This is a genomic window from Bradyrhizobium canariense, assembly GCF_019402665.1.
GTDB classification, from domain to species: Bacteria; Pseudomonadota; Alphaproteobacteria; order Rhizobiales; family Xanthobacteraceae; genus Bradyrhizobium; species Bradyrhizobium canariense.
Genome location: NZ_VSST01000015.1, coordinates 197,755 through 219,702, shown reverse-complemented (window position 1 = coordinate 219,702; position 21,948 = coordinate 197,755). Strand labels below are relative to the sequence as shown.

General features: G+C 66.3%; 21 protein-coding genes and 2 riboswitches. Of the genes, 3 read left to right on the top strand and 18 right to left on the bottom strand.

Going from position 1 to position 21,948, the window contains the following annotated elements:
* Positions 1-40 precede the first annotated feature (40 nt).
* Positions 41-703 (top strand): aspartate/glutamate racemase family protein, encoded by a 663-nt coding sequence (locus FXB41_RS07765; protein WP_007593113.1) that lies wholly within the window; start codon positions 41-43, stop codon positions 701-703.
* Here FXB41_RS07765 and FXB41_RS07760 read toward each other — a convergent pair.
* The 8 genes from FXB41_RS07760 to FXB41_RS07730 all read right to left on the bottom strand — a co-directional run bounded on the left by FXB41_RS07760 (position 700) and on the right by FXB41_RS07730 (position 11,593).
* A complete protein-coding gene (locus FXB41_RS07760; RefSeq protein WP_219681057.1) occupies positions 700-1,368 on the bottom strand; it encodes a flavin reductase family protein in 669 nt (222 codons plus the stop codon). The two genes, FXB41_RS07765 and FXB41_RS07760, sit on opposite strands and share 4 nt — an antisense overlap.
* A gap of 5 nt (positions 1,369-1,373) precedes the next feature.
* Positions 1,374-2,306 carry an N-carbamoyl-D-amino-acid hydrolase gene (locus FXB41_RS07755; protein WP_007593122.1) on the bottom strand — a complete coding sequence of 311 codons (933 nt, stop codon included), beginning with the start codon at positions 2,304-2,306 and terminating at the stop codon, positions 1,374-1,376.
* A gap of 137 nt (positions 2,307-2,443) precedes the next feature.
* Positions 2,444-2,962 (bottom strand): aminotransferase class III-fold pyridoxal phosphate-dependent enzyme, encoded by a 519-nt coding sequence (locus tag FXB41_RS41455; protein ID WP_311985806.1) that lies wholly within the window; start codon positions 2,960-2,962, stop codon positions 2,444-2,446.
* Positions 2,959-3,738, bottom strand: coding sequence for an aminotransferase class III-fold pyridoxal phosphate-dependent enzyme (locus tag FXB41_RS41450; protein WP_283843414.1), 780 nt, complete (start codon positions 3,736-3,738; stop codon positions 2,959-2,961). Before FXB41_RS41450 ends, FXB41_RS41455 begins: the two co-directional genes overlap by 4 nt.
* A 10-nt stretch (positions 3,739-3,748) precedes the next feature.
* Entirely contained in the window at positions 3,749-5,329 is a 1,581-nt protein-coding gene (locus FXB41_RS07745) for a hydantoinase B/oxoprolinase family protein (protein WP_219681056.1), read from the bottom strand.
* Positions 5,326-7,335, bottom strand: coding sequence for a hydantoinase/oxoprolinase family protein (locus FXB41_RS07740; protein WP_219681055.1), 2,010 nt, complete (start codon positions 7,333-7,335; stop codon positions 5,326-5,328). Before FXB41_RS07740 ends, FXB41_RS07745 begins: the two co-directional genes overlap by 4 nt.
* A 461-nt stretch (positions 7,336-7,796) precedes the next feature.
* The gene (locus FXB41_RS07735; RefSeq protein WP_219681054.1) at positions 7,797-9,224 is read right to left on the bottom strand and encodes a PepSY domain-containing protein; all 1,428 of its coding nucleotides are present in this window, start codon (positions 9,222-9,224) and stop codon (positions 7,797-7,799) included.
* An 11-nt stretch (positions 9,225-9,235) separates the two neighbouring features.
* Entirely contained in the window at positions 9,236-11,593 is a 2,358-nt protein-coding gene (locus tag FXB41_RS07730) for a TonB-dependent receptor (protein ID WP_219681052.1), read from the bottom strand.
* Between the two features lie 117 nt (positions 11,594-11,710).
* Positions 11,711-11,912: riboswitch (cobalamin riboswitch) on the bottom strand.
* Between the two features lie 72 nt (positions 11,913-11,984).
* On the opposite strand from FXB41_RS07730, the gene FXB41_RS07725 reads away from it, so the two are divergent.
* Positions 11,985-12,557, top strand: coding sequence for a histidine phosphatase family protein (locus FXB41_RS07725; RefSeq protein ID WP_219681050.1), 573 nt, complete (start codon positions 11,985-11,987; stop codon positions 12,555-12,557).
* Here the strand turns inward: FXB41_RS07725 and cobT are convergent, their stop codons facing one another.
* The 8 genes from cobT to cbiE all read right to left on the bottom strand — a co-directional run bounded on the left by cobT (position 12,558) and on the right by cbiE (position 19,765).
* A complete protein-coding gene (gene cobT, locus FXB41_RS07720; protein ID WP_219681048.1) occupies positions 12,558-13,610 on the bottom strand; it encodes a nicotinate-nucleotide--dimethylbenzimidazole phosphoribosyltransferase in 1,053 nt (350 codons plus the stop codon). It lies immediately after the preceding gene.
* Positions 13,611-13,625: 15 nt separating this feature from the next.
* Complete coding sequence (gene cobF / locus FXB41_RS07715) at positions 13,626-14,375, bottom strand: precorrin-6A synthase (deacetylating) (RefSeq protein WP_219681046.1); 750 nt, start codon at positions 14,373-14,375, stop codon at positions 13,626-13,628.
* A gap of 46 nt (positions 14,376-14,421) precedes the next feature.
* Positions 14,422-15,099, bottom strand: coding sequence for an energy-coupling factor ABC transporter permease (locus tag FXB41_RS07710; RefSeq protein WP_007593143.1), 678 nt, complete (start codon positions 15,097-15,099; stop codon positions 14,422-14,424).
* Positions 15,100-15,136: 37 nt separating this feature from the next.
* Positions 15,137-15,356, bottom strand: a riboswitch (cobalamin riboswitch).
* Between the two features lie 45 nt (positions 15,357-15,401).
* Positions 15,402-16,133, bottom strand: a complete 732-nt coding sequence (gene cobA / locus FXB41_RS07705) for a uroporphyrinogen-III C-methyltransferase (protein WP_219681044.1) — start codon at positions 16,131-16,133, stop codon at positions 15,402-15,404.
* Entirely contained in the window at positions 16,130-17,440 is a 1,311-nt protein-coding gene (locus FXB41_RS07700) for a cobyrinic acid a,c-diamide synthase CobB (RefSeq protein WP_219681042.1), read from the bottom strand. Before FXB41_RS07700 ends, cobA begins: the two co-directional genes overlap by 4 nt.
* The gene (gene cobM, locus FXB41_RS07695) at positions 17,440-18,222 is read right to left on the bottom strand and encodes a precorrin-4 C(11)-methyltransferase (RefSeq protein ID WP_007593150.1); all 783 of its coding nucleotides are present in this window, start codon (positions 18,220-18,222) and stop codon (positions 17,440-17,442) included. Before cobM ends, FXB41_RS07700 begins: the two co-directional genes overlap by 1 nt.
* Positions 18,219-18,587, bottom strand: a complete 369-nt coding sequence (locus FXB41_RS07690; RefSeq protein ID WP_219681041.1) for a cobalamin biosynthesis protein — start codon at positions 18,585-18,587, stop codon at positions 18,219-18,221. The genes cobM and FXB41_RS07690 overlap by 4 nt, the downstream gene beginning before the upstream one ends.
* On the bottom strand, positions 18,584-19,765 hold the full coding sequence (gene cbiE / locus FXB41_RS07685; RefSeq protein ID WP_219681039.1) for a precorrin-6y C5,15-methyltransferase (decarboxylating) subunit CbiE: 1,182 nt from the start codon (positions 19,763-19,765) through the stop codon (positions 18,584-18,586). Before cbiE ends, FXB41_RS07690 begins: the two co-directional genes overlap by 4 nt.
* On the opposite strand from cbiE, the gene FXB41_RS07680 reads away from it, so the two are divergent.
* Positions 19,764-20,510 carry a cobalt-precorrin-6A reductase gene (locus FXB41_RS07680; protein ID WP_219681037.1) on the top strand — a complete coding sequence of 249 codons (747 nt, stop codon included), beginning with the start codon at positions 19,764-19,766 and terminating at the stop codon, positions 20,508-20,510. The genes cbiE and FXB41_RS07680 overlap by 2 nt on opposite strands.
* On the opposite strand, the gene cobJ is transcribed toward FXB41_RS07680, so the two are convergent.
* Together cobJ and FXB41_RS07670 are read right to left on the bottom strand one after the other, a co-directional pair.
* Positions 20,486-21,220, bottom strand: coding sequence for a precorrin-3B C(17)-methyltransferase (gene cobJ / locus FXB41_RS07675; protein ID WP_219681036.1), 735 nt, complete (start codon positions 21,218-21,220; stop codon positions 20,486-20,488). The genes FXB41_RS07680 and cobJ overlap by 25 nt on opposite strands.
* Positions 21,217-21,948, bottom strand: coding sequence for a precorrin-2 C(20)-methyltransferase (locus tag FXB41_RS07670; protein ID WP_219681034.1), 732 nt, complete (start codon positions 21,946-21,948; stop codon positions 21,217-21,219). Before FXB41_RS07670 ends, cobJ begins: the two co-directional genes overlap by 4 nt.

Sequence of the window (21,948 nt, the reverse complement as noted above, 5' to 3'; positions counted from 1 at the left end):
GCCTAAAGCCAAGTGATCGCCATTCCGCAGGAAAACCATCATGGCCCGGCCGCGCATTCTCGTCATCAATCCGAATTCCAACCCCGCGGTCACGCAGGGGCTGGAGGACGCGCTGAAGCCGCTCGGTTTCGAGGGCGGCCCCGAACTGGTCTGCCAGACGCTGGCCGAGGGACCGTTCGGCATTGAAAGCCAGGCCGATGTCGATGGCGTCGCGATGCCGCTGCGCCGGCTGGTCGAGGGCGACAACAGCTCGGCCGCCTTTGTCATCGCCTGTTACAGCGATCCCGGGCTTCAGGTCTGCCGTGAAGGCACCGACCGGCCCGTGTTCGGCATCGCCGAGTGCGGCGTGCTGACGGCGCTGGCCCGCGCCGAGACCTTTGGCGTCATCGCGATCGCCCAGCGCTCGATCCCGCGTCACATGCGCTATCTCAGGCAGATGGGACTGACCGAACGCCTCGCCGGCGAGCGGCCTCTCAACATGAGCGTCGCCGAAACCGCCTCGGGCGAAGGCACGCTGGCCAGGATGATCGAAATCGGCCGCGCGCTGCGCGACGAGGACGGCGCCCGCGCCATCGTGATGGGCTGCGCCGGCATGGCGCGCCATCGCCGTCCCCTCGAAGACGCGCTCGGCATTGCCGTGATCGACCCGACGCAGGCGGCCGTCACGATGGCGCTGGGTACGGTGCAATTCTCGAATCACTAGGCGTCCTTCAGCTCTTTGGCGTCCTGCCGCGCGATCCATTGCGCGTGGCTCTCGCGGACAAGCGTGAACGTGTCCCGCTGCGTCGTATAGAGATTGCCGAACATGCGGCCGATCGGGCGGTAGGCGTCGAGGTCGACATACATGTTGGCCTCGTTGACGAGGCCCTCGCGGGGGTGAACCCGGAGCACTTCGCCGACCAGCAGTTCGCGATCGGGCGAAAAATTTAACGCGACATGGCGCCGGCATTCGAGCGCAAAGGGTGCCGCAGCGAGGCGCGGCACCTTCACGTCGATTGAGGGAAGGGTCGCGAGCCCTGCCGCAGCGACCTCGCTGTCACCGGACGGGAAATCGACCGCGCAGTCATTCATCGCTGCGGAGAGCGCCTCATCAACCATGTGAACGACGAACTCGCCGTCCCGATGGATGTTGCGGGTGGTGTCCTTCGGGCTGTGATCCGGCTTGTGTTGAAGCCCGAGCACGATCAGCGCCGGACTCTCCGAGAACACGTTGAAGAAGCTGAACGGCGCAGCGTTGACCGCCCCGTTCGCATCGAGCGTCGTCACCAGCGCGATCGGCCGCGGCACCACCACGCCGCAAAGCAGCTTGTAGCGATCGCGCGGATCGAGCTCGCGTAACAATATGCCCGATGTGGTCTGGCCAGTCATCGACGTTACTTCTCCGGCGGCGGCACCGCGCCGGTTCGGCTGGTGATCAGGCCGTAGTGCTCGATGCGGCGGTGCTGTGCGAAATTGAAGATCGTGGTCTTGCCGAAGGTGGTGGCATCGAGGTCGCAGGCGTGGACCAGCAGCTCGTCCTCCTCCGTCTTCGCTTCGGCGACGATTTCGCCATTGGGATCGACGATCAGACTGCCGCCGAACAGCGGGTGTCCGTCCTCGTTACCGGCTTTGGCCACCGCGACGACCCAGGTCGCGTTCTGATAGGCGCCGGCCTGCGCCGAGAGGCGATTGTGGAACAGGCGTTTCTCGACGCCCTCATCGCTCCTCTCCGCATTCACGGACGGCGTGTTGTAGCCGATCAGCACCATCTCGACGCCCTGCAAGCCCATCACGCGATAGGTCTCGGGCCAGCGGCGGTCGTTGCAGATGGCCATGCCGATGATGCCGCCGAGCTCGCGCCAGACGTTGAAGCCGAGATCGCCCGGCTCGAAATAGCGCTTTTCCAGATGCTGGTGCGAGCGTTTGGTGTCGTATTCCACATGGCCGGGCAAATGGATCTTGCGATATTTGCCGACGATCTTGCCCGACTTGTCGGTGAGAACAGCGGTGTTGAAGTGATGTCCATCAGGCGTCAGCTCCGCATAGCCGAAATTCATCGCCATCTGGTGCTGCGCCGCGCGCTCGAACAACGGCCTCGTCGCAGCGTTCGGCATCTCGCGCTCGAACCAATTATCGAACTCGGCCCGATCCTCCACATACCAGCGCGGGAAGAAGGTCGTGAGCGCCAGTTCCGGATAGACGATCAGGTCGGCGCCTTTTGCTTTGGCTTCGTCCATCAGCGCAATCATGCGCTTGACCACGGCCTCGCGGCTGTCGGCTTTCTGGATCGGGCCCATCTGGGCAGCGGCAACATTGACAATACGCATCAGCGATTTCCTGGTGATGTCTTAAGCTAAGCTACAGTTTCAAGCACGTGCCGGCGCGCGGCAGCTTAACGCAGCTTCGCCCGGACTTGCCACCCGGTGCCTGCCGATCGGCATGGTGTACGTTGCACGATGCACCCTCATGTCTGCTCCTCATCCGCAACATCGAGACCGTGGTCCAGTGCATCCAGAAGCTGCTCGGCCTCATGCTCGGAGATCACGAGTGGCGGCGCGAGGAACAGCGAGGTTTGCTCGCCGCTGGTGCCGATCACGGCGCCTGCCTCCAGGGCCCGCTCCGCGACGCGCGAGGCGATCGGCACCTCGGTGGTGTCGGCGTGCCAGGAACGCCAGTCCGGCCCGTGCAGCTCCACGGTCCAGTGCAGCCCCTGCCCCGCCACGCGCTGCACGCTTGGATGTCTCTGCGCGATGGCGAGCAGGCGGCGGGCGAACAGCTTTTCGACGCCCTTCACGTGCTCCAGAATCTTCTCTTCACTGACGACCTTCAGATAGGCGCTGACGGCGGCCATGCTGATGGGATGCCCACGCAACGTGCCGTAGTTCTGCCAGCTCGTGCCCTTGAGCCGTTCGACGATGTCTTTCGACACCACAACCGCGGCAACCGCTGCCGCGCCGCCGCCGAGCGATTTTCCGAGCGTCACGATGTCAGGACGGCTTTCGGCGCCCTGGACGCGAACCAGCGCCCGGCGCGGCCTGCGCCGGTCACCACTTCGTCTGCGATCCAGTAGGAGCCAGCCTGCCGCGCGCACCGCGCCACCTCGTCCTGATAGGCGCCGTCGTAATAGATGCCGCCCTGCGTGTAGTCGATGATCGTCGCCGCCGTGTCCGAAAGCAGGCGCGTGGCATCGGCCAGATATTCGCGTGGGGGAACATTGTTGGCGGGCGCACCATAGATCGCGCCATCCGGCGCCGGCAATATCCGCACCGGCGCCATCGGCGCCGGCAGCTTCGAGCCGCCTGAGTGCACCGCGAGGCCGCCATGCCATTGCGGCTGCACCGTCATGCTGCGCGACAGGCCCGTAATGCCGTGATAGGCGCGTTCGCGCGTTGCCAGCGCGGACCGCTGCGTCAGCGCCTGGCAAAGTGACAGCGCCATGTCGTTGGCCTCGCTGCCGCTGATGCAGAAGCGCACCGCGCCGACCCAATCCTCTTCGCCGCTGAAGGCGGCGGTCATCAAATCGTCAGCGGCCTGCTCGCGGCCGACCCAGGTCCACCCCTCGTTCACGACGGGCGTATCCGCGGCGCGGCGGATCGCCTCCACCATCGCGGGATGACGATGTCCGAGACCGCCGCCGGTGTTGCTGCCGTCGATGAGCTTGCGACCATCCGACAGATGAAAATAGACGCCCTCGCCGCCGACCACGGCCATGGGCGCGCTGTCGCCGGCATTCAGCCCGGTTCGCAACAATCTGCTCATTGCAATCCCTTCATTCCGCAGCCTCGGCGCCGTAGCCACCGCCGCCGCAGGTCTCGATGTTGACGAGATCGCCTTGCTGCAGCACCAGGTTCGACTTGCCGTCGATCGCGACGTTCGCGCCCTGCCGGATCAGCGAGATGCGGCAGGGCTTGCCGGGTTCGCCGCCCTGCATGCCGAACGGCGCGATCACCATGCGCTCGATGCAGGTGGTCAGATGCATCGACGGCGCCAGGATACGATAGGTGCGCACGACTCCGTCTCCGCCGCGATGGGCGCCCGCGCCGCCGGAATGCCTGCGAATGGCCTGCTGCTCGACTTGGATCGCGTAATTCGCCTCGATCACCTCGACCGGCGTATTCGAGGTGTTGGACAGATGCACCCGCGTCGCTGAGATGCCGTCCCGATCATGCCGCGCGCCCTCGCCACCGCCGTGGACCTCGTAAAGCATCTTCCATGAACCGTTTTGCCGCGGTTCGGCAAAAAACAGGACGCCCGCCGTGGTCGCCCCGCCGGCCGACAGACGCTCGGGAATGGTATCCTGCATCGCGCGGAAGATCGCATCGACGATGCGCATCGAGGTCTCGTGGTTGCCGGCCGCAACCGAGGCATTCCACCCCGGCTCCAGGATCGAGCCCGGGCGCGTGATGATGGTCAGCGGCCGCAACGCGCCCGCGTTCTGGTTCATGTCGCGCCCGCTCATGATGCGCGCGGCATAGGCTACCGCCGAGCGCGCCATGAACGGCGTGGTGTTGCAGAAATTCGAGACGCGGTCGCAGCTTCCCGAGAGATCGAAGGTCGCTTCGTCGCCTGCAATGGTGATCTTGACATGAATGCGCGCTGGCGCGGCGTTGACGCCGCCGTCGTCCAGACAATCCTCGCCCTCGTAGAGGCCATCCGGCAGATCGCGCAACGCCTCGCGCATCTCGATTTCGGAGAGATCGTGCAGGCGCGCCTGCGCCGCCGTGAAGACTGCCTTGCCGTGCTCGCGGCAAAGCTCGAAGATGCGCTTCTCGCCGGCTTTCGTTGCGGCGATCTGGGCGAGAAGATCGCCCTCGCAGGATTCGGGATCGCGAACATTGGCCTTGAGCAGCTGCACGATCGGCGTATTGACGCCCGCTGCCGTGGCGATCAGAACCGGCGGAATGCGCATCGCCTCCTGGAAGGTGTCGATCGCTTTCGCAAAATAGCTGCCGGGCCAGGTGCCGCCGATATCGGGCCAATGCGCGAGGCTGACCGCGAACGCCACGATCTCGCCGTCGACGAAGACGGGGCGCACGACCTTGACGTCGTTGAGATGATTGCCGCCGAGCGGGCCGACATTGTAGATCAGTGCATCGCCTTCGTTCAGGCTGTCCCGCGGCACCACCTTCAACAATTCGAGAACCGTATAGGCCATCGCGCCGAGATGGATCGGGATGTCGCGGCCCTGCCCGACCAGGTCGCCCCGGCCGTCCGTGATCGCCGACGACAGGTCGCCGGCCTCGCGCAGCAGCGGCGAGCGCGCCGAGCGCGTCATCACCAGGCTCATCTCCTCGGCCGCGGCCGAGAGCCCGTGCCTGATGACCTCGACGACGAACGGATCGATCTTCATGGGGCCACCCGCGTCAGGAACAGATTGCCTGAAACGTCGGGCCGCGCCTGCCAGCCGGGCGGGACCACCACGGTCGACCATGCGTCTTCAATGATGGCCGGACCGCTGACAATCTCGGTCAACGAGGCGCGGTCGATGATGCTTGTTGCGATGTCGTGAAAGCCGTCGAACGAGCAGATGCGCTCGCCGGTGGAGACCGCCCTCACCGCGACGGACGGCCGGCTCACGACGGTGCGCGACGGACGGCGCGCCTGCACCCGCACGGATTCGATGACGCAGCTCTCGCCGGTCGCATAGCCGAACAGCTCGTGGTGCCGGGCCAGAAAATCCTTCTTCAGCGTGATGACGTCGAGCGGTCGCGCGAACGGCACCGGAATGGCGTCGTTCTGCGCGGCGTAGCGCATCAAGGCCACCAGCTCGACCTGGATCTCAGTCGCGGCAACGCCGTTGGCGATGAGCGGCGCCGAAGCATCGTCAATCAGCACCCCGATCCGCTCCGACACACGGGCGAGGTCGATGCCGTCGAGCGCAGCCCGCAGGGTTTGCTGCTGGAGGAAGCTGAAATCGGCGGTGAGACAGCCCAGCGCCGAAAACGCACTTGATGCGCTGGGAACGACGACCTCGGCAATCCCGTAGAGATCGGCCAAGCCCGCGGCATGCATCGGGCCACCACCGCCAAAGGCGAGCAGCGTGCAGTCGCGCCCGTCGATGCCGCGCTCCACGGTGACGCGGCGGAGCGCGCGCGCCATTGTCGCGTTCGCGACCTTGATGATGCCGAGCGCGGTTTCGGTCAGGCTCAGCCCCAGAGTGCGCGCGATCGGCGCGATGACACCATTGGCTGCCTGGATGTCGATTCCGATCCGGTCGCCGAGTTTGGTTTCGGGATTGAGATAGCCGAGCACGGCGTTGGCGTCGGTGATGGTCGGCTCGGTACCGCCGCGGCCGTAGCAAGCCGGTCCAGGCTCTGAGCCGGCGCTTTCCGGTCCGACGGTCAGGCCGCCGGGACCATTGCGCACGATCGAGCCGCCGCCCGCGCCGATCGAGTGAACCGCAAGCATCGGCTGGCGCAGCGGCTTGTCGCCGAGCATGCGGCCGTCTGTCATCTCGGCCTGGCCGTCGACGATCAGGCACACGTCGGTCGTGGTGCCGCCCATGTCGAACGTCAGCATCCGCGATGTGCCGAGCTGGCGCGCGATGCTGACGGATGCGGAGACGCCGGCCGCCGGGCCCGACATCGCCATCACCAGCGGCCGCCGCTTCACGGCGGAGATCGGGATCATGGCGCCGGCCGAATGAAACACCTGCAGGCCGGGACCGATCGGCAGTCGCAGTTCCAGTTCGCTGAGATACTCCACCGCGATCGGCATGGCGGCCGCGTTGAACACGGTCGCCGAGGTCCGCTCGTATTCGCGCGCCTCGGGATTGACCTCGTGCGACAGCGAGACGTGGGCAACGACGCCCTTGAGCCGCTCGCCGAGCATTTTCTCGTGGACGGGATTGGCATAGGCGTGAAGCAGTGCGACCGCGACGCTCTGCACGCCGGTCCCCTTCAGCCAGGCCACCAGGCGCTCGATCTCCGCTTCATCCAACGCCTTCAGCACCCGGCCCTCGTGGTCGAGGCGCTCGGCGAGGCCAAAACATCGTTCGGGCGGCACCAGCGGCGGCGATTTTGGCGGAATGTCGAGACGATAGAGATCGCGGCGGCGATAGCGCGCGATCTCCAGCACGTCGGAAAAGCCTTCGGTCGCCACCAGCGCCACTTTCGGCAAACGTCCTTCGACGATGGCATTGGTTACGCGCGTGGTGCCGTGGACGAAGCGCTTGACCTCGCTCTTGCGCAGGCCCACCGCCTCGATTGCCTCCAGCATCGCCTGAACCGGAGCTTGAGGTCGCGACGGCACTTTCGCGATCCGCGCCTCCGCGGGGGAGTGCCGGATCGCGATGATGTCGGTGAAGGTGCCACCGATATCGGTGCCGACCTCCCAGTGATTTTCGTCAGTGTTCATGCGTGGGTCAGCTGCGGACGACGTTCGAACCGGACGCCGGGTGCTTCCCGTCCTTCGCGAGGTTCAATCGCAAACCGAGAGCGCTCATCGTCATCCCCTGTCATGCCACTGCTTGCGAGCGTGCGACAGAGCGATGGGCTTCGGATAGGGCCAGCGTTGTCGCAACGCACAGGACCAGCACGCAACCGGCGCTGCCCGCCGATGCACATTTTAGTGCAGCGCTGCCCGCAGGGAGTGCACATCGGTGTGGATCGTTCCACGCGCGCTAAGTGCAGCGCACCACGAGTTTTCCCGGACGAAACGGCACATCCGCTGCACTGCAATCCACGCGTCGCGGACGCACTGTCTAATTTGCAGGCGATCGATCGGCGCTACGGACCATACGATTGCTTATGAGCTATGCATGGCAGTCGGCTCAGCCTCTCTTTATTGTACGATCAGTAAGCGGTCGTTTTGCCCACTCAACGCCTCGCGACCAGGCGACGCGAGCCGATGACGATGCCCGTGATGGAGAACAGAAAGCCGAGGGCGCAGAGCCCGACGACCAAGCCGTCGCGCAGCAACGGATGCGCGACCAGGACCGGAAAGTCCAACGTGTGCAGCGCGCCGTAGAACCAGCGATAAGCCCGCCGCGACGAATCCAGCCTTTGCAGCAAATTGCCGTCGGCGCCGTCGATGTCGAACCAGAGGTCGCCGCAGTAGGAGCGGTAGACCGGGGCGCCAGGGACGGTGGACTGCGCGGGATAGTTGTCGTTGTCGGCAAGTACGGACGGTACGCCGCAGCCGGCTGCGAGGCGCGCGGTCAGCCCCTGGACCTCGTGGACATCCAGAGATCCCGTTGGTCCGTCGCGCGGCGCATCCCCTGCCTTGATCAAGGTCTGCGCGGCAAGATCCGTGCGATCCCGCCGATAGAGAGTGCCGTTGAAGGCAAACCATTCGGTCTCGTGGACCGACGGCGATACGGGCTGGCGATCGAGCGATCGGGCCGCCGTCCAGTTCGGTGGGGCGTTCATCACGCTGGATTCAGTCGAGGTCAATTGCCCACGCGAGAACAGCCGTCCGTGATCCATGGAGAGCCAGCCACTGAAAATCCAGCTCAGCACGAAGACCATCGCCGCGAGGCCGATGAGATGATGCAGCGCATGCCAGCCACGATAGGGCGACCCGATCAGACCGCCCCGAGGTTTGATCCGCGCAAGCCCGAGCACAGCGCCAAGCAAAGCTGCGATCAGGGCCAGCAGCGACAAGGTCCAGACCACGCGATCCCACAGCGACCAGTTGCTTCGCAGGATCGTTGGATAGATCCAGTGCAGCACGCTCCCGACGAGATTCCATCCGCGCTCGCTGCGCGTCGTATCCAGGACGATCTCGCCGGTGAGCGAGGAGACATAGACCTCCGTTCCGGCGGCGTCGCCCAGGCCAACCCGAAACAAGGGCCGGTGGCGGTCGAAGCCGTTCGGCACGCTCCATTGGTCATAGTCCGAGCGTGCAACGATCGCGGCCCGCGCGGCATCGAGCCCACGGCTGCGGGCGTGATCTCGCGCGATGGCCAGCGCGGCGTCGAAAGATTTGACCGACGCGTCGGCCCCATCGGAGGCGCGGACTGCGTTTGCGCGGGATGGCCCCGCGACGACATAGACCGGTCCATCACTGCGCTGGATCAGGCGAACGCGCGTCGCATCCGCAATCCCGCTCGCGGCAACGGCATCGGCGACCGCAAGCCCCGTCTCCGCGCTAGCCAACGGCACGAGCCCGGCAAAGCGTTCCCCTTCCGTCAGGGACGGAAACGGAACGAAGTGCATCACGATTCCCGTCGCGAACCACATCGCGAACAGCAGGCAGAACGCGATCCCGAGCCATCGATGCAGCAGGACGATCGCGCGCATCATCGATCAGCGTCCTACCATTTGAACGCGGCCGAGATCTCGTAGGTGCGCGGCGCGCCCAGCAGGATCTGGTCGGGATAGAATGGATCGCCCCAGATCGCGTAACGCTTGTCGGCGATGTTGCGCACCCGGAAGGTCAGGCGGGCCTGCTCGACGGCGTTGAACACGGTCTTGGGGATGTCGACGAAAGCGTAGACGTCCGCAACAGTGTAGGCCTTCAGCGTCACGGTGTTGGCATCGGTGTTGTAGCGGTCGCCGACATGGCGGCCGGTGATACCGAACTCGACCGCCCAGGGCGTGAAGAACCGGTATGACGCGCCGGCATTGGCGACGACGCGTGGCACGTTCGGCGGCGTGTTGCCGGAGAACGAGCCGCCGACAAAATTGTAGTCGGCGTAGCGCGCATCGACATAGGCGATGTTGCCCCAGAGACGCAGAGGCTCGATCGGACGCACCGAGGCGGCCAGCTCGACGCCCTTCGACTCCTGCCGTCCGGCCAGGTTGAGCTGCATGCCGCCTGCCGCGGCATAGACGTTCTTGCGCAGGATGTCGTAGGCCGAGAACGACCACTCCGCCCGGTTGTCCCAGAACAGGTGCTTGACACCAGTCTCGTAGGTGCGCGCGGTGGTCAGGTTGAGCGGATCGGTCGGATTGAGCAGGAAGATGTTGTTGGCCGCGATGTCGGCGCCGGTCGCATATTGGCTGAAGAAGGTCAGGCCCGGAACCGCTTCCCACGTGTAGCCGATACGGCCCGTGGTCGGCGCCCAGGATTGCGAGAACGGGAAGTTCGCCTTCTCCAGACCGAACTTGTCGGTCGAATTACGGTCGAGCCCGATATGCTCGACGCGCAGGCCGCCAACCAGCGCGAAGCTGCGCGTGAGCTTCAGCCGGTCCTCGAATGACAGCGCCTCATTATCGATGCGCGCAGTCTGCTGCTGAATAGTGAGCAGGCCGTAGTAGCCGCGAGGCGGATCGACCAGCGGAACGGAATCGCCAGGGAAATTTGCGGCGCCTGGCCTCACAAAATCAAGGTAGCTTGAGGACAACGTCGTGACCAGACGGTTGTCAAGGCCGGCGATATTCGCATCCCAGATCAAGTCGGTGACGTTGCCGACCAAGCGTTGGCTGTGCGCGACGTAGAAACGCTCGCGATCCACCATGTTGGTACCGGAATTGAACGCCTCGACCTCATTGTTGAACCACGTGCGCTCCGCGCCGTAGCCATAGGCTTGACTCTTCAGCGTCAGGTCAGGCGCGAGCTTCAGCTCGAAACCGCCGCGCAACCAAACCTCCTGCGCGACGTTCCTGTTGTCGAGGACGTTGTAGTTGGTGTTGAAGGTGCGGTCATCGATCGTGACCGCACCGAGATTGGTTTTGTTGTAGTTCGAGACGTAATTGCCGGACACGATCCCCGTCGTCGCATGCGAGCCGCTGAAGGCAATCGGCACCAGCGGCGCGCCCCAATAGGCTTTCGAGCGATCCTCGCGGTACTCGATCGCGCCCCAGACCTTGAGGCTATCGGAGATGCGATAGTTGAGCTGGCCCGAGACGTCGAGCGTCTTGGTGTTGGTGTCGTCGGCAAAGCCGTTGAGCGAGGAACGGCTGACGTCAAAGCGATAATCGAGCCCCTGCACATTGGTGCTGCCGCCCGAGCCGTAATGCGCGCGGAACGAGTTCAGCGAATCCCAGGAGAAATCCGCCTCGTTCCGGATCGGACCGGTGTGCGGCTGCTTGGTGACGAAGTTGATCGCGCCGCCAGCGGCGCCCTCGCCCGACATCAGTGACGCCGGACCCTTCAGGAATTCGACAGCTTCCAGATTGGCCGTGTCGGTGATCCGCGAGGTCATGTTCTGCGGACCGATCTTGATGCCGTTGTAGAGCGTGTTGATTTGGCTGTTGGTGAAACCGCGCATCGAGAAAGCCGAAGGCTCGGCCGGATTGTCGCCGGCTGTGACGCCAACCGCTCCCTGCGCGACGTCGGACACGGTGCGGTAGCCCTGCTCGCGCATGGTTGCGGCCGAGATCACCTCCACGGTCGCGGGCGTTTCGCGCACGGTCAGGCCGAGGCGAGAGGCGCTTTCGGCGACTGCATTGGTGTTGAGCGGCGTCTGTGCTGCCGCGGTCGGCACGACGGGCTTGGGCGCTACAGATGCAGCCGCCGGCCGGCGCGCAGCTGCGCGGCGTGGGCCCTGCGCTTCTCGGCCGGCCGGCCTGGCCTGCTTGCGGGATTGGGCCGGCGTCACCTCGACCGGCGGCAGAGGTTCGCGGGCCTGCTGCGCCAGTGCGCCGGGAGGATCAAGCGCGGCAAGGGATGTGAGCGCGGCGGATGCGAGCAGGAACGCACGCGGTCGTACAATGCGAACAGGAGACACGGTCTTGGACCTCGGTATGACGTCGGTGGCACGTCACAGCGAACCAAGGTCCCATCTTCCGGCTTATAAGCCTTCCGATGAAGCCGAATGTCTGTACTCCCCGACCGACATCTTCGCGTGTGACCACGGCTGACGGCAGGTCTCCTGGCTCGCGGGTCAGTACCTTGCGTCGCCTTCCCGGGACCGAGATACCCAGTGGCACGTGACGCAAGATTCGCCGCTTACAGTTGCGGGGGCAGCCACGGCATTGGGGACAACGTCCCCGCACCGCATTCCCTTTTCATCCCCTCTCGGGGAAACCGTCGCGAGCATCTAGGATTACGATCCAGACAGAGTCAATGTGCCAGTTGCGGCGTTATTGCCACAACGACCAACTTCCTCGGAGATAAGCATGGAAGGCGAGACCTTCCTCTGGCTGATACGGCACGCGCCCGTCGATGGCGTCACGGGGACGATCCATGCGGCCGACGCACCGGCCGATCTCGGCGATCGCGCGCAGCTGGGGGCGCTGCGGCAGCGTCTGGCGCAGGACGCCGCGAGCTATGCGAGCCCGTCGCGTCGCACGGTCGAAACGGCCCACGCGCTGGGGCTCGAGCCGCTGCAGCTGGACGAATTCAGCGAGCAGAATTTTGGCGACTGGACCGGTCGTCGGCATGACGAGCTCGCCGCGACTGGTGGCGAGGCCTATGCACGGTTCTGGAGCGATCCGGCGCGCGCACGGCCGCCGGGCGGCGAAAGCTTTGAGGATCAGGTCGCGCGGGTGCGGCTGGGTTTGTCGAAGATCAGCAGCGGGGCCGCAACGCTCGTCGTGCATTCCGGCACGATCCGTGCGGCGCTGTGCATCGCGCTGGATCTGACGCCACAAGCGGCCCTGCGCTTTGTGATCGATCCGCTGTCGCTGACTCGGATCGACCGGCTCTCGACCGGCTGGCGCATCGTCTCGGTCAATCAGCGGACGATTTGATCAGGCCGGACGATCAGGCACATTGGCCTGCGCAAAGGTCGCCATCCCGTTGTGGAGCGCACAGGCCGACCGCACCAGCGGCAGCGCGATGGCCGCCCCCGATCCTTCGCCGAGCCTGAGATCGAGGCTGATCAGCGGCTGCACATTCAGCGCGCGAAGCACCAGCCGATGTCCCTGCTCGGCGGACTGATGCGATGCCAGCAGGAACGGCAGGCACGAGGGATTGAGCCGCGCCGCCGCAAGTGCCGCGACCGATACGATGAAGCCGTCGATCAACACGGGGATGCGGCCCTGTGCAGCCGCGATAATGGCACCGCAGATGGCCGCAATCTCGAGGCCGCCGACGGCGCACAGGATCTTTTCGGGCGACGCGCCCGTAATGCCATGACGTGCGATCGCGGCGTCGATCACCCGCGCCTTGTGCACACGGCCGGCCGCGTCGATGCCGGTGCCGCTGCCCGCGATCTCTTCCGCGCTCACGCCGAGCAAGGCGGCCGCGATCGCCGCCGATGTCGTGGTGTTGCCGATGCCCATCTCGCCGAAGATCAGAAGATCGGGCTGCCCGGCCTGCGCGCGCGTCACCGCACGTCGGCCGGATTCGAAGGCGAATGCCAGCTCTGTGGAGGTGAGCGCAGCTTCGACGCTGAAATCGCGCGTGCCGCTGCGCGGCTTGTCGGTCACGATTCCAGCCATCTCCTCCTGCGCCAGCGTGCCGGCGTCGACGACCTCCAGGCTGGAGCCCAGCTCACGCGCCAGCACCGAGATCGCGGCACCGCCGGAGGCGAAATTCGCCAGCATCGCGATGGTCACTTCTTGCGGATAGGCCGAGACGCCCTGCGCGACGATGCCGTGATCGCCGGCGAAGATGATGATCGGAACCCGGGCCGCGCGCGGTTGCTCGGTTGCTTGCAGGCCCGCAAGCTCAATCGCGAGCTGCTCGAGCCGGCCGAGCGCGCCGGTCGGTTTCGTCAGTTGCGCCTGTCGCGCCACCGCCGCGTCGCGATGGACTGCCGAAATATCAGGGCATTGTTGGGTGATCCATTCGGGGAGCATGCTGCCTCGCTTGCCTCACGGCCTGCGCTTGAGGATGTAACTGTCCATGATCCAGCCGTGCCGTTCGCGCGCCTCTTGCCGCACCGCGACGATACGCGGGCCGATCTCGGCCAGCGCGCCGGACATGACGATCTGATCGGCCATGCCGAGATAGGCGCCCCACCAGATGTGCAGGCCTTCCGGATCAAGCGACTGGAACGCCGTGCCGCCGTCGAGCATCACCACCACTGTATCGACACCTTGCGGCCAGCCGCCATCGCGCAAGCGACGGCCGGTCGTGACCAGAAATGGCTCGCCGATATCGTTGAGCGGCAGCGCATGCGCCGCGCACAGGGCCTGGATCGAGGTGATGCCGGGAACGACCCTGATGTCAGGCAAGGGATCGAGCCGCCGCGCGATGCGCAGCGAGGAATCATAAAGCGAGGGATCGCCCCAGATCAATAGCGCGACATTGCCCTCGCCTTCGAGATGATCTGCGATCGTCTGCGACCAGGCAGCGGCCACGGCATCGTGCCAATCGTCCACGCCCTTGCGATAGTCCGCTTCAGCGGCGTCGCGGACGGGCAGATCGAACTCGGCAATGCGCGTCGTGTCGCTGGCGAGCACATCGGCGCAGATCGTCCGCCTGAGATCGGCGAGATCGGACTTGGCCGTCCCCTTGCGCGGGATCAGGACGAGATCAGCCGCGTTGATGGCAGTAATCGCGGCGCGCGTGAGCTGCTCGGGATCGCCGCAACCGATGCCTATCAGGGAGAGCGTGAGCATCGTGCCTGCGAAGGGCGGCCATGACGGCCGCCCGTTCGCTTGTCACTTAAGCCGCGTTGTGCAAACGCGGGGTGACGAGGCCGGGCGCGGTGACGCCGCGCAACGACTTCGCCAGCGCCAGCACGCCGAGATCGGCGAGCGGCTCGATCACGATGACCAGCGCATAGGACGCCGCGAAGGTCGCGATGTTGACGAGGTTGGTCGCGCCAAAACCGGCGCCATAGACCGCCCAGAACGCCACCCAGGCGATGACGCCCGCCTGATAGGTCGTCGAAAGCGCCAGCGCCTGGCGATACTTCAGATCGACATAGGCCGTGTTGCGCGCAATGATCCGCGTGGCGATCGCCTGGATCCCGAACAGCGGCACCAGCAGCGTGGTGACGTTCATGCCATATTGCGGCAGGTCGGGCGGCTCGAAGAAGATGCCCTGGAACAGCAGGCCGAACGCGAGGCCGAAGGCCGCAGGCGCAGCGCCAAACAGCAGGAACAAGGTCGAGCCGAGGATGAAGTGCACCTCGGAGACGCCGACGGGGAAGTGCGGCAGGATCTCGAAGAAGATAAACACGAGTCCCGTGGTGGCGAGCGTCCGCGCCGCGAACGACGTGATGCCCTGCTCGCGCACGGTCTCGACCGCGAGCTTCAAGGCAACACCGCCGACGGCGATGCCGGTTGCGTAACTCAGCACGAGCTTGGCGTCCGAGACTAGTCCGGGTTCGATATGCATGGCTCAGATCCTTCTTGCCGTCACACCCGACGGCCTTGGCCTCAAAACGTGCACGGCCGGTCTCCTGGCTCGCGGTTCACTGGGAGTCTCCGGCCTTCCCGGGCCTTGCGGCCCAGTGGCTGATCGAAGTCCCTCACCGCTTACAGTCGCGGGGGCGGCTGGGGTTTTGAGCGCCGCAACTGGGTCCGCCCATCCCCATTCCCGATTATGCTCCGGCGCTTTGCGCCGCGTCGAGCACCATGCCTCTCCTGTGTGCCCCTTTCGCCGGCCGGGCGTCAAGGGGCGAAGGGCGGACGAGGCGGTCATGACGGATAATCCCCCGCCAGCGCGCCGAACAGGATCACGGCCGCCGTCGAGGCCGCCCCGCCCCGCGCAAGTTGCTCGGCAAGTTCCGAAATGGTGGTGCGGACCAACCGCTCATCGGGACGGCCGAGCGATTCGGCAAACACCGCCGGAGTGGTTGGGGAGAGGCCGTGCTCGATCAATTTGACGACAAGCGCCGGGAACGTCCGCCGGCCCATATAGACCACGGTCGTCGCCTCCGGATCGGCCAGCGCCACCCAATTGAGATCTGGCGGCAGCTCGCCGGTGACGTCCGCCCCGGTCACGAACTGCACGCGGCGGGAGGTGTGACGCCGGGTCAGCGGAATGCCGGCCTGGGCCGCAGCCACACAGGCCGAGGTGATGCCGGGAATGATCTCGAAGCCGATGCCCGCTTCGCGCAGCGTCTCGAGCTCCTCCTCGAGCCGGCCAAAGATGCCAGCATCGCCCGACTTCAACCGCACCACGCGCGCGCCCGTTACGGCATAGTCGACCAGCAAGCGGTTGACGTGGTGCTGCTTGGTCGAGGGCCGTCCCGCCCGCTTCCCCACCGCGACGAGATTGGCGCCGGGCCGGGCCAGATCGAGGATCGCGCCCGAAGCAAGATCGTCATAGAGCACGACGTCGGCCTCGCGCAGGCGCGCGGCTCCCTTGAGCGTGAGGAGCTCGGGATCGCCGGGGCCGGCGGAGACGAAGGAGACAAAACCGCTCACCGGTCCTCCGCGATCAGATGGAAGAACGTGCCGGTGGCTTGTCCCCGGCGCGAGCCGGTCTCGGCGATGACGGCGCCTGTCGCGTCGTGCACGACCGCGAGCGGCGTGTCGGGCTGCGCGAGGATCGTCGAATAGTGGAATTCATGGCCACGCAGGCGTGCACCCGCCCGATGCCCCGGCATCGGCGCTGTGAGCTCGGCGAGGCGATAGCCCAGATGCATGCGGCGCTTGGCAAAGCTTGTTTCCAGGCCGAGCAGGCCCGTCATCTCGTGGCTGATGCCGTCGGCGTCGGTCAAAGCGGTGCCCAGCACCATATAGCCTCCGCACTCCCCGTGCACCGGGCGCGTTTCGGCGAATGCGCGCAATCCGCTGCGGAAGCGCGCATTGGCCGCGATCTTGCCGGCGTGCAGCTCGGGATAGCCGCCCGGCAGCCAGCACACATCGGCGCCCGGATCAGGGTCCTCATCAGCCAGCGGCGAGAATGTCGATATCTCCGCACCCGCCGCGCGCCACGCTTCCAGCATATGCGGATAGACGAAGGAGAACGCGGCGTCACGGGCCAACGCAATGCGCTGACCGGGCGGCGTCACGTTGACGCCGCTTACGGCAGGTTGCGGCGACCAGGTGGCGGCCGAACGCAGCACTGCGTCGAGATCGACATGCTCGGCGACAAAGCGCGCGGCCTCGTCGATCAGCTTGCCGATTTCCGCCTGCTCCTCGGCCTGCACCAGCCCGAGATGCCGCTTCGGCAGGCTGATCTCGGCGTGTCGCGGCAGCGCACCGAACACGGCGATGCCGACATCCAGCAGCGCACGGCGCACGAGGGCTTCGTGGCGTGGACTCGCAACGCGATTGAGCACGACGCCTGCGAGGCGAACACCCGCGCGGTAATCGCGAAGGCCTGCGGCGATCGCCGCCGCCGTCTGTGCCTGTCCCGAGGGATCGATCACCAGCAGCACCGGCCAGTCCAGCATCTCTGCAATGTCGGCGGTCGCTCCGGTGCCGCAGACGCCGCGCGCGGCGACGCCGTCGAACAGACCCATCGAGCCTTCGGCCAGCACGACATCGGCGTCAATGCCGCGGCTGACGAGATGCGAGATTGTCCCGCGATCCATCGCCCAGCTGTCGACGTTGACCGAGGCGCGTCCCGTAGCGGCTGCATGAAACGCGGGATCGATGTAATCGGGGCCGCTCTTGAAGCACTGCACCCGCAATCCGCTGTTGCGCCAGGCGCGGGCGAGCGCCAGCGTCAGCGTCGTCTTGCCGACGCCGGAGGCCGGGGCGGAGATGACGAGCCCTGCTGCCATCACGACACCTCCGGAAAGCGCGGCTCGGCGCCGACCGGCCGGTAGCGGCGGTCGTAATCGGCGGCATAGAGACGGCTCTCGGAGAAATCCGCCGAGCCCAGCGTCTTGCCCACCAGGATCAATGCGGTGCGCTCCATCTCGCTGCCGACAGCAGCGTCGAGTGTTGCGAGCGTGGCGCGGACGATGCGCTGGTCGGGCCAGCTCGCACGCCAGACAATCGCGACCGGGCAATCCGCGCCGTAATGCGGCGTCAGCTCGGCGACGACCTTGTCGAGCAGATGGATCGACAGATGGATGGCGAGCACCGCGCCGGTGGCGGCGAAGGCGGCGAGGTTCTCGCCTTCCGGCATCGCGCTGGCGCGGCCCGGTGTGCGCGTCAAAATCACCGTCTGGGCAAGGCCGGGCAGCGTCAGCTCGGCCTCCAGCGCAGCCGCGGCGGCCGAGAAGGAGGGAACACCAGGCGTCACCGTGTAGGGAATGTCGAGCGTGCGCAGGCGGCGAAGCTGCTCACCCATCGCCGACCAGATCGAGAGATCACCGGAATGCAGCCGCGCAACGTCCTTGCCATCAGCATGTGCGGCGGCGATCTCCGCGACGATCTCCTCGAGCGACAGCGGCGCGGTGTTGACGATCCGCGCACCGGGCGGGCAATGCGCCAGCACGCCTTCGGGCACCAGCGACCCGGCATAGAGGCAAACCGGACAGACGGCGATCAGGTCGCGGCCACGCAATGTCAGCAAGTCAGGGGCGCCCGGCCCCGCCCCGATGAAATGCACCGTCATGCGCCGTCTCCCTCCGCGATCGCCGCGGTCGCGGTGCGATCCTGCGAGACCACCCGCGTCGCAATCAATCGCGCGCGAGGTCCAGCCACCGCGAGAGCCGCCGCTTCGGCGACCGATCCCGTCCCGAATTTTTCGGCAACGAGTTTTGATTGGGTCGGCGTGTCGATGCCGGCCAGCATTTCGGCGGCGACCGCCTTGATCGGCACGCCGCATTCGCGCGCGAGCTGCTTCAACACCTCCGCGTCGGCCCTGTCGCTGACCGTTGCCAATGCTGCGAGGCCTTCGGGACCGCCGGCCGCCAGAAGCGCCTCACGCAGCGAGGCCAGCGTGACATCCTTTTTGAATCCGAGCCCGGCGACCTTCATCGGACCGCACTCCATTGCACCACGGGCCGCACCGCCTCCCAGGACCGGTAGCGCCCGAGCGGAGTGGCATGCGCAATCTCGACCCGGATCAAGTCGCCGCCGTGGCGCTGGTGCAGCTCACCCAGCAGCGCTTCCGTCTCCAGCGTCACTGCATGGGCAACCAATCGCGTTCCGGATGCGAGCCGCGACCAGACGGCGTCGAACATCGCGATGTCGAGCCCGCCGCCGATAAACACGGCGTCAGGCCCGTCCAGCGCAGCAAGGGCTTCAGGCGCCTTTCCCGCGATGACTGTGATCCGATGCGCCAACCCGAACGCCGCTGCGTTGTTGCGAATGTTCGCGGCGCGATCCTCGCGCGCCTCGACGGCGATCGCCGTCCCGCCGCTCAGCGCCCACTCGACCGAGATCGAGCCGGAGCCAGCACCAATGTCCCACAGCCGTTCACCGGGACGCGGCGCCAGCGCCGAGAGCGCAAGCGCACGGACCGGACGCTTAGTGATCTGGCCGTCATGGACGAAGAGTTCGTCCGATAGTCCCGAGCTGCGGGGAAGGCCCTGCGCTCCTCTCGCCTCCACGGCCACCGCGACCAGAGTTCCGGCAAGACGGTCTGCGAAGCTATCGGCGCGATGCGCGTCGATACTTTCGCGCGGCCCGCCAAGCGCGGTGAGCGTCCAGAATGCCGAGGCACCCCATCCGCGCGCCGTCAGCCATTTCGCGAGATCGCCGGCCGCCTTCGCGTCGCGCACGAGGCAAATGATGCGTGCACCGTGCGCCAGATGTGGCACGAGGCGCTCGAATGGCGCGGCATGGAGACCAAGACAGGCAATCGCTTCAAGGCGCCAGCCTAGTCGCGCGGCGGCGAGCGAGAATGTCGAGGGAGCCGGATGCGCGATCCATTCGTCGCCATGGAGCTTCTCGGCAAGGCTCGCGCCGGCGCCAAACCAGAACGGATCGCCGGAGGCGAGCACCGCAGTCGGACGGCCGCGGCAGCTCAGCACGACATCTGCATCGAATGGCACCGGCCATGGACGGCCGCACCCGGTTACACCGGCCATTGCAAGATGCCGTTCACCGCCAAAGACAGTTTCGGCATCATCGAGCGCCTTTCGGCTTGCCTCGGACAGCCCGGCAAGGCCATCTTCGCCGATGCCGATGATGGTCAGCCAGGGATCAGCCATGACACGCGCCCTCATTCTGGGCGGAACGGCCGACGCGAGCCTGCTCGCGGCGGAGATCGCGCGCGCCGGCATCGCTGCCGTGTATTCCTATGGCGGCCGCACCCGCGCACCCGCCGCTCAGCCGTTGCCGACGCGTATTGGCGGTTTTGGCGGCGTGAGCGGTCTTGTCGATTACATCCGCAGCGAGCACATCACGCATGTGATCGACGCGACGCATCCCTTTGCTGCCGAGATGAGCCGCAATGCGGTCGCGGCATGCGCGGAAACCGGCACGCCGCTGATCGCTCTCGAGCGTGCGCCCTGGACCAAAGCGCCCGGCGACGACTGGATCAAAATATTTGATGTCGACGCCGCGGTCGCCGCACTGCCCGAGGCGCCGGCGAATGTGTTCCTCGCCATCGGCCGCCAGCACATCGCACCGTTCGCGACCAAGCCGCAGCACGCTTACACGCTGAGATTCGTCGATCCGCCCGAAGCGCCGCTGCCCTTCGCGGCGGACGTCATCGTGTCGCGTGGGCCGTTCACGCTTGAGGGCGAACTGGAGATGCTGCGCGCGCGAGGCATCACTCGGATCGTCGCCCGCAATTCGGGCGGCGACGGCGCGCGCGCCAAGATCGACGCAGCCCGCAGGCTCGGCCTGCCCGTGATCATGATCGCGCGACCGCAACTGCCGGAACGATTGCGCGTCGAGAGCGTGGCCGAGATCATGCAGTGGCTCGGTCATCGGGCCTGCCTCGGCGCATAGACCCAGCGGCCGACGCGGCGTGTCTGCGAGTTGCCGACGATCACCAGCGTGCGCATGTCAGCCATCTCAGGCCGGGCTTCGTTCAGCCTGACGGTCTCGATCTTTTCATCGGCGGCGCTGATCGCGCGCGCGAAGATCACGAGGCGGTCGCCGCAGCCGGCCTCGTTCAGCACCGCGAGCGCGCGGCCAAACCCCTCCGGCCGGCTCGCCGAGCGCGGATTATACATGGCAATGGCAAAGTCGGCTTCCGCGGCGAGCCGCAGGCGCTTCTCGATCACCGCCCACGGCTTGAGATTGTCGGAGAGATTGATCGCACAGAAATCGTGGCCGAGCGGCGCGCCGGCGCGCGCGGCAGCCGCCAGCATCGCAGTGACGCCGGGCAGCACACGGATCGGCAGCTCCTGCCATTGCGGCGCCTGTTCGAGCGCCTCGAACACCGCGGAGGCCATCGCGAAGACGCCGGGGTCGCCGGAGGACACGATGACGACTTGCCCGCCTTCGGCCGCGAGCCGCAGGGCCTCGCTCGCGCGCTGTAATTCTTCGCGATTGTCGGAGGGATGCAGCTTGAGTCCCGGTCGCGGCGGCACACGCGCGACATAGGGTGCGTAGCCCAGAATGTCGGTCGCGGCGGCAAGCGCGGCGGAGACCTCGGGCGTCACCAGCGCGTCGCTGCCCGGTCCGAGGCCCGCGATGGTCAGCGTGCCCGTCATTCGGCGGCGTCCGGATGCCGGCCCTTGCCGTGCACGAGCACGATCGCGAAATAGGGGCAGTCGGCGGCGTCGATCTCGGCGAGCCGCACCACGCGCTCGCCCGGCATGGTGCCGCGTTCGACCAGCCAGGCGTCGTCCAGCCGTCCGGCGGACGCGAGCGCGCGGCGCACCTTTGCGAGATTGCGCCCGGTCTTCATGATCACGAGCGCATCGGAATCGCGCATGCGGCGTTCGAGCTCTGCTTCGGCGAGCGTGCCCATGAGCACCGTCGTCACGTCATCACCGAGCGCGATCGGCTGTCCCACGCCATTCCAGCAGCCGACCATGCCGGGAATGCCGGCGATCACCTCGATCTCGACGCGGCCCTGCAGGCGGGTGTGCAGATGCATGAAAGAGCCGTAAAAGTAGGGATCGCCCTCGCAGAGCACGACCACGTCGACTGCGCGCGCCAGCCGCGCCAGACGTTCCGACCATTCGTCGTAGAAGCCGGCAAGCAGCTGGACATATTCAGGCGTGTCGAAGGCGATCTCGGTCGTAACAGGATATTCCATGGGATATTCGGTGACGTCGGTAGCCAACATGCCCTCGACGATGCGGCGCGCCTGGCCGGGCCGCCCCTTCTTGCGAAAATAGGCGACATGCCTGGCGCCGCGCACCGTGCGATCGGCGCGCACGCTCATCATATCGGGATCGCCGGGGCCGAGACCGCAGCAGATGATGCGTCCCAT